Consider the following 16,819-nt stretch of genomic DNA (forward strand, 5'->3'; position numbering starts at 1 on the left):
CTGTAAATCATACATATATAAATTGTCAATTTATTACAGCTCTAATTATAATCAATGTCGTTGATTGATAATAGGGCTTTTTCATTTTGCGCTTACGTTTTTCTTTATCATTTATAACTTATAAGTATCATAAAAGAAAAAGAGAATCTTGAAATTCTCTTTAATCATCATGGTGAGAACATTGTATACGATAACGTTCCATCATTTCTTTAAATATTTCTCCATTTGTAGGTGGTGTATAAGTCACTGCATTTGCACCTGCTTTGATAACTTCTCTTATTGTTTCATCACTAGGACCACCTGTCGCAATAATAGGAAAATCTTTATCTATTTCACGTAATGCTTTTATAATTTCAACAGTCTTTTTACCACCTGATACATTAATAATACTTGCTCCAGAATGAAGCATTCTTTCCTCTAAAGGTTCATCAGTTGAAACAACAGTTAAAACAATAGGAATATCAATAATAGATGCTAATTCCTGCACAAACTTTGTTTTTGTTGGTGCATTCAATACAACTGCTGATGCTCCATGCAATTCTGCATCTAAAGCAATTTTATTAACTCTTGGTCCAGCTGTTGTTCCTCCTCCAACACCTGCAAAGACAGGTTTTTGAGCCACTTCTATAATCGCATTTGTAATCTGCATTGTCGGTGTAAAAGGATATACAGCAATCACTGCATCAGCATTGCAATTAGAAATAATCGCAACATCTGTTGAAAAGATTAATGATTTAATTCTTCTTCCATTAATTGTAATCCCAGAAACATCATAAATACATTGAGGGACTTTTACAATATGTCTTAATTTAGAATCAACAATAGGTGTTGTTTTTTCCATTTATTATCACCCCATTCAAGTATAATCTTTTTTTATGAATTGACTGTGAAGAAATGATAGAGTGCTCCTAATAAATTAGCATCATTATGATATTGACAAGTTAAAACAACAGGACGTATTTTCGCATGTGTAAAACGACTAAAAATGACATCCAAACGCTGATTCACTTCATCCAATAAATCCTCTCTAATACTGATTCCTCCACCAATGACAATCTTTTGTGGATCATAGGCATATTGCAAATTATAAATACCATTTGCTAAAACATAATAATACTTATCCACATATTTTTCATAAATAGGATCATCATGATAATGATCAAAAATTTCCTTACCATCCAAAGAAGATACATCTACACCTTTTTCTCTGGCAACTCCTCTAACAACCGCCATAGTAGAACCAACATCTGACCATGTATACATTTCATGTGTATCAAAATCAAACTGTGCAATCATATAACCAAATTCTCCACCATGTAAATGTTCACCTTTATGAATGCGACGATCCTTAACAACAGCTCCACCAATACCTGTTCCACTGACAATAAAACAACAATCTTGAACATCACTGGCTGCCCCTTTCCAGACTTCAGCTAAAGCCGCACAATTGGCATCATTTTCCATTTCAACAGGAACATTGAGTCTGTTTTCCAAATCTTCTTTAATGTGTGGTCCATGTATATAATCAATCGCACTTGAACCACCAATCACACCTTTTTCACTATCAACAGCACCAGGCATACTTAAAGCTACACCTTTTAAACTTTGATGACTAGAAAATTCATCAACAATCACTTGATACATATCTTCTATCGTTGGAGGCACTTTAACCTTCTTTGCTTCATAAATTTGACCATCTTCATCTAAAACAGCCATTTTAATAGATGTTCCACCAACATCCACACATAAATATTTCTTCATTTCATTCACCTTTCTTTTTTTATTTCATTGCTATTATATCATTAAACAAACTTCTCTGTGAATACCTAAAAATTCCTTTTCATTATATATCCAAGTCACACCATATATCTCATAAAATAACCAATCTTTTATTTTAAAACCAAGCTATAGATTTTAAAAATATCCATGCTTAAAATGAGATTGAGCTTTTCAAACCAAATATTGGGAAAGGAGGGAGAACATGAAATATAGAAAGCTCGTAAAGCAGCTAAATAATCTTCAATTATTTAGAATTTTTATGGAAAGGAGGAATAAAACAGTGAGAATAAAAACAAAGAAGAAAGCCTTTGTATCTGTTTTATTATCTTTTGTAATGATTATGGGACTATTCTTTGTGCCTAAGGTTAATGCTGAAGAACAACCAGATCAACCTAATACCATTTCATTTAAAGCCGTTAAAGCTGACATGCAAAATGTCGATGTCTATTTAGAAATCAATGGAAAAATGAATGAGGAGCCTGTATCTTATGCATCTGGTTTAATTACTGAGCATATTGATTCAATCAAAGAGCAGATTGGAGAAACAACTTTCCAAAAAGCTGTTGTAAGAAATGAGAATAATGGGCAAGTAACTGAGAATGAAATTGTTAGAGTTGGAAAATATAATGGTAACATTTATTATTCATTAACGGATGATGAAGATACAGGAATAGGATTAGAGGAAAATGAAAGAATCGTACTTATTTTCAGTAGCTCATATTCTATAACATATGATCTATCACCAAAAGAAGGTGGAACTGTTATAGGAAGTGAAAAAGCATTTTATGGACAAATAGTGCCTATAACTGTTAAGGCTAATGATACTTATACTATTAGTTCAATATATTATCAAATTGGTAATGGTAATACTCAAACAATTAATATTAGTAATTCTAAAGAAATGCAGTTTACGATACCAGAAGACACTATTATTGATAATTTAAAAGTAAAAATACAGTTTGTACAGGATGGAGAGTATATTGTAATAAAAAAATCCAATTCTTCAGGAGGTATATGTCAGGATCAAGGTAGTATTGATGAAGGATATTTATCTGAAAATGAAGAACAAAAAATAACACCTATTACTCCAGGAAATGATAAAACATTCATGCTGTATTCTCAATCTTGGAATCCAACGGAATTTTATCTTAACTCACTTTCTATTAATGGTGAATATGTTGAAGTTCCAACTGGATATAATGTGGACGATAATGCTATTACAATTACAGAGCTAAAAAAAGGACCATTAAAGGATTCAATAGTGACAGTTAAATTAGCCAAAAAAGGGGAAGGACTTTATTGGAAGGTAATAACTGGCGGAGTAAAAGATGGAGAAATGAAAGGATTGATAAATCCACACTGGGAATGGAATAAGAAAAGATGCCTTTACGAAATAACTGTGACAAATGTTCGTTCTGATATTGAAGTTGATTGGACGTTTAAAGAAAGTGGTTCAAAAACTATAACCTTAAAAGGCTTGGATGGTATTGAAAAGATGGGAGCAGCATCTGAACAATATGAATTTGACACTATAAAAGGTGATGATTTTTTAGAATATTATACAGGATATCATTACTATTATGGCTTACAAGAAAGTAATACAAACAACATTTACACAGCCTATTATAACAATACAAATAGACCAGGGTTAGCAACCGCATACAATATATATCTATATTCAGTAAAAGCTGGTTATAATCCATATTCGGCTCATGTGAAAGTTGATTATTATAATAGTGATGGATTAGCTGAAACAAAGACAGCATCCAATTTAAATGGAACTCTTATAGATGATGGTTTAATATATTACCGTAATGAACAGGCTATTTCTTGGACAACAGTCACAGATATACAAAGCACTTTAAACACTAATTATAGACACTTTAACTACAACAATAGATTTTCCAACAATATTGACTATAATTGGACTACTGATCTTATCAATAATGGCTATCAATATGGTTTTGCAATAAATCAATCAACCTATGATAATCAAGTCCTTGAATTATCTGTTGATCCATATCAGTATCATTTAGTATTCGATTTAGATGGTGGTTCAGGATTAAATTCTGATAAATATCAAGAAACGAAAGATGGTTATATTGAAATAAAAAACGAAGATAAAGTAATTTATACTCTAGAAAATGGAAGTATTAAGACTTATATGCCATTAGATACTCCACAAAAAGAAGGTAAAACATTCTTAGGATGGAGATTGTGTGATAGTAATGGAAATGAATTAGATAAAATATATTCTGAAAACGAATTATTTGTAATTAATGAAGACACTATCCAATATGCTACTGGTGATGTAAAACAAAATGAAAATCATACTTTCACTTTCAAAGCTATCTGGGGTGATACAACTGACAATGCTGATACTGCTGTTTATAGCATTAAAGTTTATAAAGAAAATCAAGATGGTACTGTTGAAGTAGATAATTCCAATAAAAAATATAGTTTACATGAAACTTATAATTTTGTTGGAATTGTCAATAAAAGAATTGCTTTCTTAGGGGAAGAAAACAAATACAATCCAGATTCTAATTTATATGTAATTAATGATGATGCTTCAAAATACGAAATAGCAGCATTACAGGATGATATAGATGCAAATCCTAATTGGGAAGAAAATAATGTTATTAGATTATATTTTGACTATCAACGATATGATTTAACTGTCACTAAAGATGCTGTTGGGGATTATGCAGATTTAACAAAGCAATGGAATATTAAAGTTACTTTAACAAATGAAAATGATGCAGACTTATCCAATAAAACATTTACATGTAATAATGAAACAGTGACATTAAATAATGGAAATGCTTGTCTTTCTTTAAAAGATGGTGAAAGTTTCACATTTACCGGTTTAATTAAAGAAACTTTATTTACAATAGAAGAAACTAATCAATCCAACGATTACACAATATCCTACAATATAAAAGAAAATTATAGTGATACAGGAGATTCATTAGAAGTAATAAAAGGACAATCCTTGTCATCTGACAAGATTGTTACAGTCATTAACACAATGAAAGATATTAATATTCCAGACACTAACATTCCTACATCAAGTATGAATAATACAATCACAATGTTAGGAATTGGAAGCATTGGTATTATTGGAATAGTAACATTGTTATGGTATTGGAGAAAGAAGCATGTCTAATGCCCAAAATATCCAAAAACAACAATTTCATAAAAAACAAGATATAAGTTTAAAACAAGATATATTATTCTTGTTATTAAAAATTGGTTTTATTTTCTTAATATTATTTATAATCTTTACATTCATATATGGAATCTTTCGTAATGATTATGCCAATATGGAACCTGCTATTAATTCCGGTGATTTAGTTATGTATTATCGTTTAGATAAAAACTTTGTATCACAGGATATTACAGTCGTTAATTATGAAGATCATACTTATGCTTTACGTGTTGTTGCTGTAGAGGGAGATACAGTTGATATAAGTGAAGATGGATTAATGATTAATGGTTCTTTACAACAAGAAGATAACATATATGAAGATACACAAAGATATGAAGAAGGTATTGATTTTCCTATCACACTTCAAGAAGATGAAATCTTCTTGCTAGGTGATTCAAGGAAAAATGCTACTGATAGTCGTATCTTTGGACCAGTTAAAACAAATGAAACACTTGGAAAAGTGATTATAATACTTAGAAGAAAAGGAATATAAAGAAAAGGAGAACATAAAGTTATGAAAAAAAGAAATATAATGAAAACATTATTTGCCGGAACTATGACTTTAGGTATGGCTTTAAGTATAAGTCCAGCATTTGCCGTTGATAACGAAACTAATATTGAAGCATATTTAGTAAAAGAATTAAACATCGCAAATGGAATTAATTATACTGAAACTTTTGATTTTAAATTTGATTTAATAAAAAACGGAACAGCAGCTGTAACAGGAGATACTGGTGATAAAACGATTTCAATAGAAATTTCTTCTAATGATTCAGATCATAAAGTCGCAAAAAATATTTTTGGTGATGGTGGTTTGGAATATAATGCAGCGGGTATCTACACTTATAATGTTGAAGAAACAACTCAAGATGCGCCAGAACAAGACGATCCAGATTATGGATTAAAATGTTCAGATGCAAAATATGAACTAATTGTATGGGTAAAAAATAAAACTGATAAATCAGGAGTATATGTAGAAAAAGTTCAAGTCACACAAATACAAACTGATGATGGTGCTGTAACTGGAGGAGGAGATAATTATAAAGTCGATCCAAATCCAGGAGATACACCAGATGGATCTGATTCTGAATTTATATTTGTAAATACTTATACAAAAAAAGCAGGAGAAGAAGATCCTAATTATCCAGATCATTACTTATCTACAACTATCAGCAAAGATGTAATAGGAAATTATGCTGATTTAACAAGAGATTTCGAATTTGATGTTTACATTACTTTACCTGATACTTATACAGATGATGGACAATTTGATGGTATGATATTTGAAGGTGATAAAAAAGTAAGTGAAGAAAATAAAGTTGATTATATACTAAACGGAACCACTTCAAATCGCATTAAATTATCACATAATCAGGAATTGCGAATTTATGATTTACCAGCAGGTACTACTTACTATGTTGAAGAAATTGCTGCTTCTAATTATACACCATCTGTTGAAGTCAAAGAAAAAGATATTACAACAGTTAATAAAAATGGTAATAAAAATATGAATTTAGACAGTAAAAAAGATGATCAATTAAATTTAATCGCTGAAGATGGAAATAGTGTAGCATTTACAAACACATATGATGACGCTAGTGTTGAACCAACAGGTATCTTTATCAATAACTTACCATTCGTATTAATGGTTGTTGTTGCAGGTAGTGGTTTAGCTTTATATGTTGTAAGTAAAAGAAGATCTCATCAATAATCAATGAGATTAACAAAGAAAAAAATCATTGGAATCATCAATAGTATTATAGATAATATTATACTATTGATATTCCTAAGTATTTTCGTTTTTGGTTGTTATGCTTTATGGGATAGCCATCAGGTATTGAATGAAGCTTCTTCTACCCAATATACTGTTTATAAACCTACACCAGAAGATAATCGTTCTTTTGAAGAATTTCAAAATATCAATCCAGAAGTTTTTGGATGGTTAAATATTTATGGAACACATATTGATTATCCTGTTGTACAAGCAGATAATAATGAGAAGTATTTAAATACAAGTGCTGATGGTGAATATTCTTTAAGTGGTAGTATTTACCTTGATTATAGAAATGATAAGCATTTAAAAGATTTTAATAGTATCTTTTATGGTCATCATATGGAAGGTAATGCTTTATTTGGAGAAATTGGTTCTTTTAAAGATAAGAATTATTTTGATACAAGAAAATATGGAACATTATATGTAGATAATAAGACATATGGTTTAGATTTCTTTGCTTTTTTAGAAGTTGATGCCTATGATACATCTATTTATGATATTTCTATTCATGATAAACAAAGTTATCTTGATTTATTAAAAAACAATGCTATGTATTATCGTGACATAGGTGTGAATACTCAAGATCATATCATTTTATTAAGTACTTGTACTTCTGATATGACAAATGGAAGACATATTTTAGTAGCACGTTTAAATGATACCGTACAAGAAAATACATTTATTGATGAAGATGATACTAAAAATATTGATTTTAGTTCTTCTTATACGTGGTATATCATTCCTATCATTATTTTGATTATTGTTATCATTTCTCTTTATAAAAGAATGCAAAGAAAGGAGGAACTATGAGCTGTATATTAAAAAAAGAATACAAGATTGTATCTGTGATATTCATCATCTGTTTTCTATTGATGATGTTCTCTAAACAGAGTTATGCCACAGAACATATAGCATCAGTATCTATTCCTATAACACAAACATTGACTGTTCATGGGCAAACACAAAATCATTATCAATCAACCTATCAATTTAAAGCATTGAATAGTGATTGTCCTATGCCAGAAAACAGTCAAAATGGAGTTTATCAGTTTTCAATGAATGATAGTGATCAAACTCAACTTTCTATGACATATACTCATGCTGGTATATATTCATATTCATTAGTTCAAAATACCAATGATCAACTACAATATGATAAAAGCTTATATCAAATTGATGTCTATGTCAAAAATACAGATCATAATGGTCTTATCGCAAGTACCATTGTTTATTTAGAAAATGGAAATAAAACAAATCAAATTCATTTCCAAAATGTACTCAATAATGAAACAACAAACAATAAGCCTATTATTAATACATCATCACAAACAAGTACTTCTACAAAATCACCACAAACAAATGATAACATAGAAATAGGTGGTTGGATTTTTATGATGATACTTGCTGTAGGTGGAATAGCAGGTTTAGTTATAACTAGAAAACATCATAAAGCAAACATATAAAAAACTTGAGTATCAATAATAATCCTTATTGATACTCTTTTTGATTCCATATATAAGGAATTATTTAATTTGATTCCTATTTTATGGAATCATTTTGTATATTCAAAACAGAAACACATGAACTTCTTGTTACATCAGACATAATTTTATACTTATGACTTTACAAGGATACTATCATAGCAGAAAACAGTATAAAACAAATCATTTTCAATATTAAAACATTTATTGGAATACTTAAAAGATTACTCATCTTACGAATATTAACAATCAATGAATATGCTTCTATCGGTTTAGTTATCACTGCTAAATCAGTTGTAAGATACAAAAAGATTTCAGAAGATCCTGTATTTTCAGAGTATTATCTATTAGGGACATTACTAAGTACAATTATTGTTATTATTGCATTTTTAATGATTATCCCTTAATTTCTACCCATTTATTATTATAATTTATAAAAATTATTAAAAGAATTCTAATTCAAAACAAATAATGTTCTATATAAAAAAGTGCCTATTACTAAGGCACTTTTCTTTCACTTGTTATTTATTTTTCTTTAGTGTTTTCTTTGTAATCACTGCAATTCCACCAGCAGCAAGTACTACTAATGACATCCAAGTAACAATTGCACTATCATCACTTGTCTTTGGATTTTGAGAACTATTTGTACTTGAAGTTGTACCATTTGTTCCAGTTCCATTACCATTTGTAGTGTTTCCATTATTTACATTCTGGTTGCCATTTTGACCAGCATTATTACCACTACCATTGTTATTCGTATTTCCAGAATTGTTTCCATTATCATTTGTATTTCCTGTGTTATTTCCATTTCCATCATCAGTATTATCATTTCCACCTTGATTTCCATCATCTCCACCAGGATTTACTGGATTATCATCATCTGGATTTGTAGGATCACTAGGATCAGTTTGATCACCTGAATCACTATCACAAATAACTGTAAATGTAACTGGTGCATTACTTCCTTCTACTTTCCATTCACCATCATAAACCAATGTAATCACTTTAGCTTCTTGTTTTGGTGATAAACTATGTTGAACTCGTGTATCTTCATTATACTTAATTACATAAGCTTCATCTGGTTCTACAGTAATATCAACTTTATAACCTTTAGTTTCATCACCTGTAACTTCACCTATTGTATATTCACCTAATAATCCATAAGTTCTATCATCATGAGTAACTTTATCATTAATACAATCAATTGTCACTGCATTGTCTACTAATAAATCTTTAACTTGATCATCAGTTGGTTTATCTGGTTTTTCTGGCGTTGTTGTTCCTGAATCAGTTTCACATACAACTGTATAAACAACAGGTGCACTTTTCCCTTTAACAACCCAACCATCAATTTCATCATATTCTAATTGAATTATTTTCTGACCTTGAGTACTTGGTGATAATTCATGAGTAACTTTTGTATCAGTGTTATATTTAGTAACATAAGCATCAGGTGTTACAGTAATATCAACTGTATAACCTTGAGTTGCATTACCTGTAACTTCACCAATTGTATATTCACCTAATAATCCATAAGTTTTATCATCATGATTAACTTTATTATTAATACAATCAATTGTCACTGCATTATCTTTTAATAAATCTTCAACTGTAGGCTCATCTGGTTTTTCTGGAATTGTTGTTCCTGGATCAGTTTCACATTTAACTGTATATTTTACAGGAGCTTCTCCTTCATCAACAGCCCATTTTCCGTTAACATATCTTAAAGTAATTTCACGATTTTGTTCTTTAGGATCTAATACATGTCCTTCCAAAACTTCATTGTAATCATCTACATAACTATTTGGATCAGTAATTTTAATATCACAAGTATATCCATCAGCTGAATTACCTGCTAAATCACCAATTTTATATGTTTCTTTTTTCAAACCATAAGTTTTATTTTCATGATTTTCTTGTTCATTAATACAATCAATAGTCACTGCATTATCTTTTAATAGTCCTGTTTCTGGATTAATTGTAAGCGACAAATGAAAAGGCACTAACAAGACTGCGGATATTCATTTAAAATGTAAGTACAATAAAAAAGGAGGTACTTACTATATGCAATATGATTGGAAAAAAATCATAAATAGTCAAAAGGAAAGCACTTTGACTGTCAAGGAATTCTGCAGACAGAACAATATCTGTGTGTCTTCTTTCTATAAGTCAAAAAGACGACTGGAAAATGATGAACTTCAAAGTAATTTATTTGTTCCTGTCGAGGTTGTGGATGATGCCCACCCCAATGTATCAATGACCATTGATGGTCATTGTATTGAATTTGATCCTGCACTTCTTGACAGAATCATTGGTGCTCTCAAATGATCATCAACACTGATGAAGTCAAGAATATCTACGTTTCAACGCATTTCGTGGATATGCGCAAGTCGATAGATGGGCTGACACTCATTGTGCATTCCCAATTCCAGATGAATGTCCTTGATCACAGCCTTTTTATCTTTACCAACCGATCAAGAAATCGCATCAAGATTCTCTATTATGAAAGCAACGGCTTCTGGCTGTTCATCAAGAGACTTGAACATGGAAAATTCAAAATCCAGGAATCGCAGGAATCATTGACAAGAGCCATCACTTCCCGTCAGCTCAGTTGGCTTCTGGAGGGTCTTGAATATGATGAAAAATTGAAAGAAAAGCAGCTTCTCATCTAACAAAGCAGTTTGTTTTATGGTATAATACGAAACAGCTGAAATCATGTAATGTGGGGTGTGAAGATGTCATGAACTTGAGAAATCTAAGTCAGGAAGAACTGATCAAGATGATCAATGAAAAGGATAAAAAGATTGAAGCATTGACTGAGCAGCTGAACTGGTACAGTCAGCAGATCAAGCTTCAGCAGAAGAAGCTTTTTGGTTCATCTTCAGAAAAGACTGTTCTTCCTAATCAGATTTCTCTTTTTGATGAAATTGAACTAGAATCCACACCAATCAAGCAGGAACCGGAACTTGAAGAAATCACATACAGAAGAAAAAGAAAAAGCAGACAGAGAGGAATAGATATTTCATCACTGCCAGTAAAGAAGGTCATTCATGATATTGACAATAAAAGCTGCCCAGAATGTGGTGCACTGCTTAGAAAGATAGGCGAAAACAAAAGAAAGGAGCTTGTCTACCATCCTGCACGATATGAAGTCATTGAACATATTCAATATGTCTATACGTGCGATCGATGTGACAGGGAAGCTGTTCAATCGCCAATATACAAGGCACCCATGAAGGAACCGGTCATATACAAGAGCTTTGCATCGCCATCACTTCTGTCATATATCATTGATAACAAGTTCAACAAAGCACTGCCTCTGTATAGACAGGAAGTCATGTTCAATCAGATGGGGCTGAAGCTGTCAAGACAGACGATGGCCAACTGGATGATCAAACTGCATGATGAATATTTCAGGACAATCGCTAGTCATATGCATAAGGTTCTGTTAAAAAGTCAATACCTGCACGGAGATGAAACGTCTGTTCAGGTTTTAAAGGCACCGCATCAAAAGGCAACCACAAAATCCTATATGTGGGTATACAAGACAGGACGCAGCGAGGAGAAGCAGATAGTTGTTTTCATATACGAAAATACAAGAGGACACGAGCATGCCCAGAAGCATCTGGAAGGCTATCATCATATACTTCAGACGGATGGCTATCAGGCCTATGAGAAACTTGAAGGCATTACACACATGGGATGCTGGGCTCATTGTCGTAGAAAATATAAGGAAGCACTAGACAGTGCGCCTGCTGGGGTAGATCTCAAACAAACTGCCAGCTATAGGCTTTTTCATAAGATCAACAAGCTTTTTCAAATTGAAAAGGAAAACGCGGACAGAAGCTATGAAGAAATCAGGCAAATTCGACAGGTTCAGTCAAAACCACTGGTTGATGATTTCTTTGAAGATGTCAGGGAATGTTCAAAAGTTGCAGTGGATAAAACAAAGTTAAGTGAAGCACTCAAATACAGCATCAACCAGGAAGAAAAACTAAGAGTCTACCTTGAAGATGGGAGAATAGAGATATCAAACAACCGAGCAGAAAATGCGATACGCCCATTCTGTGTAGGCAGACGCAACTGGCTGTTTACCAATACGGTTCAGGGAGCACAGACAAGCGCTGCCTTATATTCACTTATAGAAACTGCAAAGCTAAACAATCTCAATCCCTATGAATATTTTAACTATCTTTTGTCATCATTGACAGAAATAGATATCAATGATGAAGAAGCCCTTGATAATTATATGCCATGGTCAAAAGAATTGCCTGATAATACATATCTGACTAAAAAATCGTAGAGATACGATCTTTTAGTCGTGTCCTGTAAATCATACATATATAAATTGTCAATTTATTACAGCTCTAATTATAATCAATGTCGTTGATTGATAATAGGGCTTTTTCATTTTGCGCTTACGATTAATTAAATCATCATCTGTAGGAACTTTAACTACTTTAAGTTCTTCTACATATAAAGCAATATCTGTATCTTGTACAGAGTTAACTGTCAGCGTTACAGAATTACCATATGCTTCTGTACCATCTTCTCCTTCTGCCCCTGTTAAAGTCATATTTCCAGCATACACATTAGCACATGACCATCTAGCAACTTCATAAGGAGATTTACAAATTGCTGTGATAGTAACTGGTACATTAGTAGGAATATCTGGACGTTCTAATACGTCAAGTTCATCATAATCATAAGTATAATTTACACCGTCCAAAGTATATGATACTCTATATGCCACCATATTGTCTGTAACACTTGGACCTTGAACTATACCATCTGGTCTTCTTTCAACATCTAAAGATACTCGATTGCTAAATGATACTAAATTAATAGTTAAAACATTATCATATTCTCTATCATTATCAAGTGCACCAGCAAAATTTAGCATTCCTTTACTCCAAGTTGCACCATATGTGTATGCATCAATGTCGCAATGATCATTTTTCTGCAAATAATATTTACCTGCTGTTGGTTCAAATGTTAAATTATTCACTGTATTTCCACTAACTCTTAGCTTTGGACTAGTATATACAATTTTACCATTTAAATTAATTTTAACTGTTAAATTATAACCACCTAATATTCCTGGATCTTTATATTCTAAAATACCATAACCTGTATTAATTTGATTATCAGTTAAATTTTTTCCTTGACATGCATCACATGTACAGTCTTCTGGACATTCACATCCACCTTCACATAAACAAGTGTCAAGTCCACAACCACACTTTGTTGTTAAATCAATACGTAATGTTTTTTGTGTAAGATTATCAAGATAAGATTTGTCCATTTCATATGTTGGATTAAATTTTTCATTTGGTGCAAACCAAAACTGATCATTAGCTCCTTTAGTATTTTCTAAAATTTCTGGTGTATATACTTTTTGTGTATATTCATGTTTACCATTAACATATATTTCTATATCCCTTGCATATGCACTTGTACCTGCATGTTGCTTAGACCATGAAAAAGTTCCATATACAGTATCATCATCTTGTATAACAATATCATCTTTTGTCTTTGAAGTTGTTAAATGAATTGTACAATTATATTCACTTGGAATTCCCAATCCCACATTATAATTATTATTAACTCCTGGTTCAACTGTCATACTATTTGTAGTTTCAAACTCTACATCATACTCCTCTGCATTAACATTAATTTGTGTATTTGCAATTGGAACCTCCACATCTTTATTATCTAGAACAGTTTCTCCATTAACCAAAACCTTAAAATGAATTGTTTTTGGCACTGCAGCATCATGAGTATTTGTCACTTTAATAGATATTCCCTCAGTCTCATAAATAATTTCATTCATTGCTGCACTAACTGTTGTAGGCACTAATGCAAACACCATCAACAAAGATACAAATACTGAGAAAACTTTTATAAGTTTCTTTTTATATTTATTCTTCATATTCAATTTTTCTCCTTTCATTTTTCATAAATAAAAGTAATCTATAAAGATATGTTTATTTATTGTATGCGTTTACATTTTCAATAAACAAACAATTTTATTTTTGCATTGGGTTCCCCCTTTCCTTTATGTAAGATTTACCCTATTACTCAAATACTGAATAAATTAAATGCATCAGTTCTAGAGCACTCCTAAAGAACTTTGTTCTTTGTTTTTCGCTCCAAATAATTTCACCCTGCCACGTATAATTCTGTCTATACATCACTTTAATCTGAAAAGTGTTTTGACTGTTTTTAGAACATTTCATAGATTCATTTAAATATTCTTCAAATCTCTCTTGAATATCTTCTTTACGATATTCTAGTTTTTGTTCAATCATGGCATGATGTGATTGAAAATGTCGGTACCTTTCGTCATGTTTAGGAAGATGATAATCTTTCATGACTTGATCCATAATCAAAATCAATTCTGTCAAACCACAAAATTCCACACTTTGTTGTAGAAAAGGACTATGAACTTCTCCATAAAATTTACAATCTTGTGATGGTAAGCACATCACTGTAAAATACATATTCTTTAAAGCAACTCCCACTATCAATCCGCTCCTTTTCTTAAGTGCCTTGAGATAAAAATGACCGATAAAGTAGACTTTATCGGTCGAGGAATTTATAATGGAAGTAAGCTTATATTAAGCGAAAACACAAGAAAATGTGAGATTTTTAAGAAAAAAGACAAATCAAATACTGACTGAAAATGTCTACGTTTTCAGTCAGTATTTAAGAAGTGATATTTCATGTGACCTATAATATGACTCATAAATTTAGACAACAAAAAAAGCTATAGTCTATAGTGAACCGCCCCTGTCAAGTAGACAGGTGAAATAATTAAAAATGTTTTTGATGAAGTTGCCGAGGAGACAACTTCATTTTTCTTTATGCAGCTAATGTTGTATTACTTGTATAATGTTCTTGTTTATATTTTATGATTCTTTTATTTTCTAATATTGGATATTGATTTGGTCTTTGTAATGATAGTGCTTCTCTTCTCACTTCATATGGTGTCTTTACTCCAAATCTTCTTTGATATCTTTCATACATGTAATAATGAATCCAATCATCAATAGCCTTAATAAGTTCGTCCTTTGTGTTGTAATGTTTTCCATAATAATACATCTCACATTTCATGATTCCCCAAAAGCCTTCCATTGGTCCATTATCTATGCAGCAGTGAACTCTTGACATGCTTTGTGTCATTCCCTGCTCTTTAAGCATATTTACAAAGGCTGGACTTGTGTATTGATATCCTCCATCCGAATGACATAAAGGATGTGCATCTTTATTAGCTTGAATTGCTTTATCAAATGTATTAAAAACAAGAATATTATTATTGTGATTACCAACTTCATAACTGACGACTGTTCTATCATAGAGATCAAGAAATGCACTCAAATAAAGCTTATATTCATTATGTGGGCCATATTTGAATTCTGTGACATCAGTTACCCATTTTTCATTTGGTCTTGATGCATTGAAATCTCTATTAAGATTATTCTTAGCTGTGTTGTTATTTTTTCTAACTGTACAACTTCTTCGTTTAGGTCGAATGATGCTTTGAATACCTAATGTCCTCATGATCTTATAGATACGTTTGTCACTATAATGTCTATGATGATCTCTATTTATTCTATCAGCCATCATTCTATAACCTAATAATCCGTTATATTTTTTATGATATTCTTTGATCAGCTCAGCTATCTCTTCATTTTCCTTGTCTACAATACTCTTTTCATGATGAAGCCATTTATAATAGTTTGCACGTTTGACATCAAGTATTCTACACATAAGTGATATATTTGGTGTGTTTCCTTTATCTACTTCTTCTTCGCTAATTTCTTTGATTGCTTCATATTCTTCTTCATATTTGCTTTCTCTGTATATCGCCTTCTTTCTATCTCGTCCAATTTTTTTAACATTCTTACCTCCAATAGTGCCATTTCAAGTTCATATTCCTTTTGTTTGAGCTGTCGTTTTAATAAAGTCATTTCATCAACTTCTTCATCAGCTTTATGATGTCCACGTCTATCACCTAAACCATCTTCGCCTTTTTCCTTATACTTCTTGACCCAATTAAAGACATTAGCGTAAGTTGTTTCAAATACCTTAGCTGTTGTCTTATAGTCCAAATCATGTTCAAGACAATACTTTACAATTTCAATACGTTCTTCTTTATTTACTTTTCTGCTTTTCGCCATATAGATATCTTCTCCTCCAGGAATGTAATCCTTCAATTCCATATGACTATTATAATCTTTTATCCACTTTATGATAGTGCTATTAGAAGAAATATTATATTTTATTGCCAGATCATCTAATGAACCTTCGCCGTTTAAATAAGCATCTACAACCATCTGTTTAAATGTTTTAGTATATGCATTATTTGATTTTAAATCATCAAAAGCTGATTCACCAAAAGCATTGTATTTTTTAACCCATCTATAAACAACCATATTATTTGTGCCAATTTCATCAGCTAATGAATAAGTAGATCCTTCACCATTCAAATAACGTTTACATATTTCTATTTTTAGTTCTTTAGAATATTTGCTTTTTCTTCCCAATATAAAAACCTCCCGTATCAGTGTT

15 protein-coding genes are annotated in these 16,819 nt (G+C 31.2%); 8 read left to right on the forward strand and 7 right to left on the reverse strand.

Going from position 1 to position 16,819, the window contains the following annotated elements; all coding sequences use genetic code 11:
• Nucleotides 1-160 precede the first annotated feature (160 nt).
• Nucleotides 161-841: a hydrolase gene (locus ACGHJ8_RS09900; protein ID WP_087357221.1), complete on the reverse strand. Its 681-nt coding sequence runs from the start codon at nt 839-841 to the stop codon at nt 161-163.
• Between the two features lie 32 nt (nt 842-873).
• Nucleotides 874-1,761 (reverse strand): ROK family protein, encoded by an 888-nt coding sequence (locus ACGHJ8_RS09905; protein ID WP_390540097.1) that lies wholly within the window; start codon nt 1,759-1,761, stop codon nt 874-876.
• A 220-nt stretch (nt 1,762-1,981) separates the two neighbouring features.
• Here ACGHJ8_RS09905 and ACGHJ8_RS09910 point away from each other — a divergent pair, with 220 nt between their 5' ends.
• The 5 genes from ACGHJ8_RS09910 to ACGHJ8_RS09930 are packed head-to-tail and all read left to right on the forward strand — an operon-like array spanning nt 1,982 to nt 8,227.
• On the forward strand, nt 1,982-4,948 hold the full coding sequence (locus tag ACGHJ8_RS09910) for a hypothetical protein (RefSeq protein ID WP_390540099.1): 2,967 nt from the start codon (nt 1,982-1,984) through the stop codon (nt 4,946-4,948).
• The gene (gene lepB / locus ACGHJ8_RS09915) at nt 4,941-5,483 is read left to right on the forward strand and encodes a signal peptidase I (protein WP_390540101.1); all 543 of its coding nucleotides are present in this window, start codon (nt 4,941-4,943) and stop codon (nt 5,481-5,483) included. Before ACGHJ8_RS09910 ends, lepB begins: the two co-directional genes overlap by 8 nt.
• A gap of 21 nt (nt 5,484-5,504) precedes the next feature.
• Nucleotides 5,505-6,701, forward strand: coding sequence for a hypothetical protein (locus ACGHJ8_RS09920; RefSeq protein ID WP_390540103.1), 1,197 nt, complete (start codon nt 5,505-5,507; stop codon nt 6,699-6,701).
• A gap of 3 nt (nt 6,702-6,704) precedes the next feature.
• Complete coding sequence (gene srtB / locus ACGHJ8_RS09925; RefSeq protein ID WP_390540104.1) at nt 6,705-7,574, forward strand: class B sortase; 870 nt, start codon at nt 6,705-6,707, stop codon at nt 7,572-7,574.
• Nucleotides 7,571-8,227, forward strand: a complete 657-nt coding sequence (locus tag ACGHJ8_RS09930) for a Spy0128 family protein (RefSeq protein ID WP_390540106.1) — start codon at nt 7,571-7,573, stop codon at nt 8,225-8,227. Before srtB ends, ACGHJ8_RS09930 begins: the two co-directional genes overlap by 4 nt.
• 539 nt (nt 8,228-8,766) lie before the next feature.
• Here the strand turns inward: ACGHJ8_RS09930 and ACGHJ8_RS09935 are convergent.
• Nucleotides 8,767-10,236 (reverse strand): hypothetical protein, encoded by a 1,470-nt coding sequence (locus ACGHJ8_RS09935; protein WP_390540108.1) that lies wholly within the window; start codon nt 10,234-10,236, stop codon nt 8,767-8,769.
• Between the two features lie 73 nt (nt 10,237-10,309).
• Between ACGHJ8_RS09935 and tnpA the strand changes: the two genes are divergently transcribed.
• The 3 genes from tnpA (at nt 10,310) to tnpC (ending at nt 12,548) form a co-directional block, all read left to right on the forward strand.
• On the forward strand, nt 10,310-10,573 hold the full coding sequence (gene tnpA, locus ACGHJ8_RS09940) for an IS66 family insertion sequence element accessory protein TnpA (RefSeq protein ID WP_390539564.1): 264 nt from the start codon (nt 10,310-10,312) through the stop codon (nt 10,571-10,573).
• Entirely contained in the window at nt 10,570-10,917 is a 348-nt protein-coding gene (gene tnpB, locus ACGHJ8_RS09945; protein ID WP_129737345.1) for an IS66 family insertion sequence element accessory protein TnpB, read from the forward strand. Before tnpA ends, tnpB begins: the two co-directional genes overlap by 4 nt.
• 68 nt (nt 10,918-10,985) lie before the next feature.
• On the forward strand, nt 10,986-12,548 hold the full coding sequence (tnpC, locus tag ACGHJ8_RS09950; RefSeq protein WP_390539562.1) for an IS66 family transposase: 1,563 nt from the start codon (nt 10,986-10,988) through the stop codon (nt 12,546-12,548).
• 48 nt (nt 12,549-12,596) lie between these two features.
• On the opposite strand, the gene ACGHJ8_RS09955 is transcribed toward tnpC, so the two are convergent.
• The 4 genes from ACGHJ8_RS09955 to ACGHJ8_RS09970 all read right to left on the reverse strand — a co-directional run bounded on the left by ACGHJ8_RS09955 (nt 12,597) and on the right by ACGHJ8_RS09970 (nt 16,794).
• Nucleotides 12,597-14,102 (reverse strand): hypothetical protein, encoded by a 1,506-nt coding sequence (locus ACGHJ8_RS09955; protein WP_390540110.1) that lies wholly within the window; start codon nt 14,100-14,102, stop codon nt 12,597-12,599.
• 220 nt (nt 14,103-14,322) lie between these two features.
• On the reverse strand, nt 14,323-14,769 hold the full coding sequence (locus ACGHJ8_RS09960) for a hypothetical protein (RefSeq protein WP_390540112.1): 447 nt from the start codon (nt 14,767-14,769) through the stop codon (nt 14,323-14,325).
• 340 nt (nt 14,770-15,109) lie between these two features.
• Nucleotides 15,110-16,162 (reverse strand): IS3 family transposase, encoded by a 1,053-nt coding sequence (locus ACGHJ8_RS09965; protein ID WP_349291058.1) that lies wholly within the window; start codon nt 16,160-16,162, stop codon nt 15,110-15,112.
• The gene (locus ACGHJ8_RS09970) at nt 16,048-16,794 is read right to left on the reverse strand and encodes a helix-turn-helix domain-containing protein (RefSeq protein ID WP_087357659.1); all 747 of its coding nucleotides are present in this window, start codon (nt 16,792-16,794) and stop codon (nt 16,048-16,050) included. Before ACGHJ8_RS09970 ends, ACGHJ8_RS09965 begins: the two co-directional genes overlap by 115 nt.
• Between the last annotated feature and the right edge of the window lie 25 nt (nt 16,795-16,819).

This window comes from Massiliimicrobium timonense (genome assembly GCF_042850985.1).
Lineage (GTDB): Bacteria > Bacillota_I > Bacilli_A > Erysipelotrichales > Coprobacillaceae > Allocoprobacillus.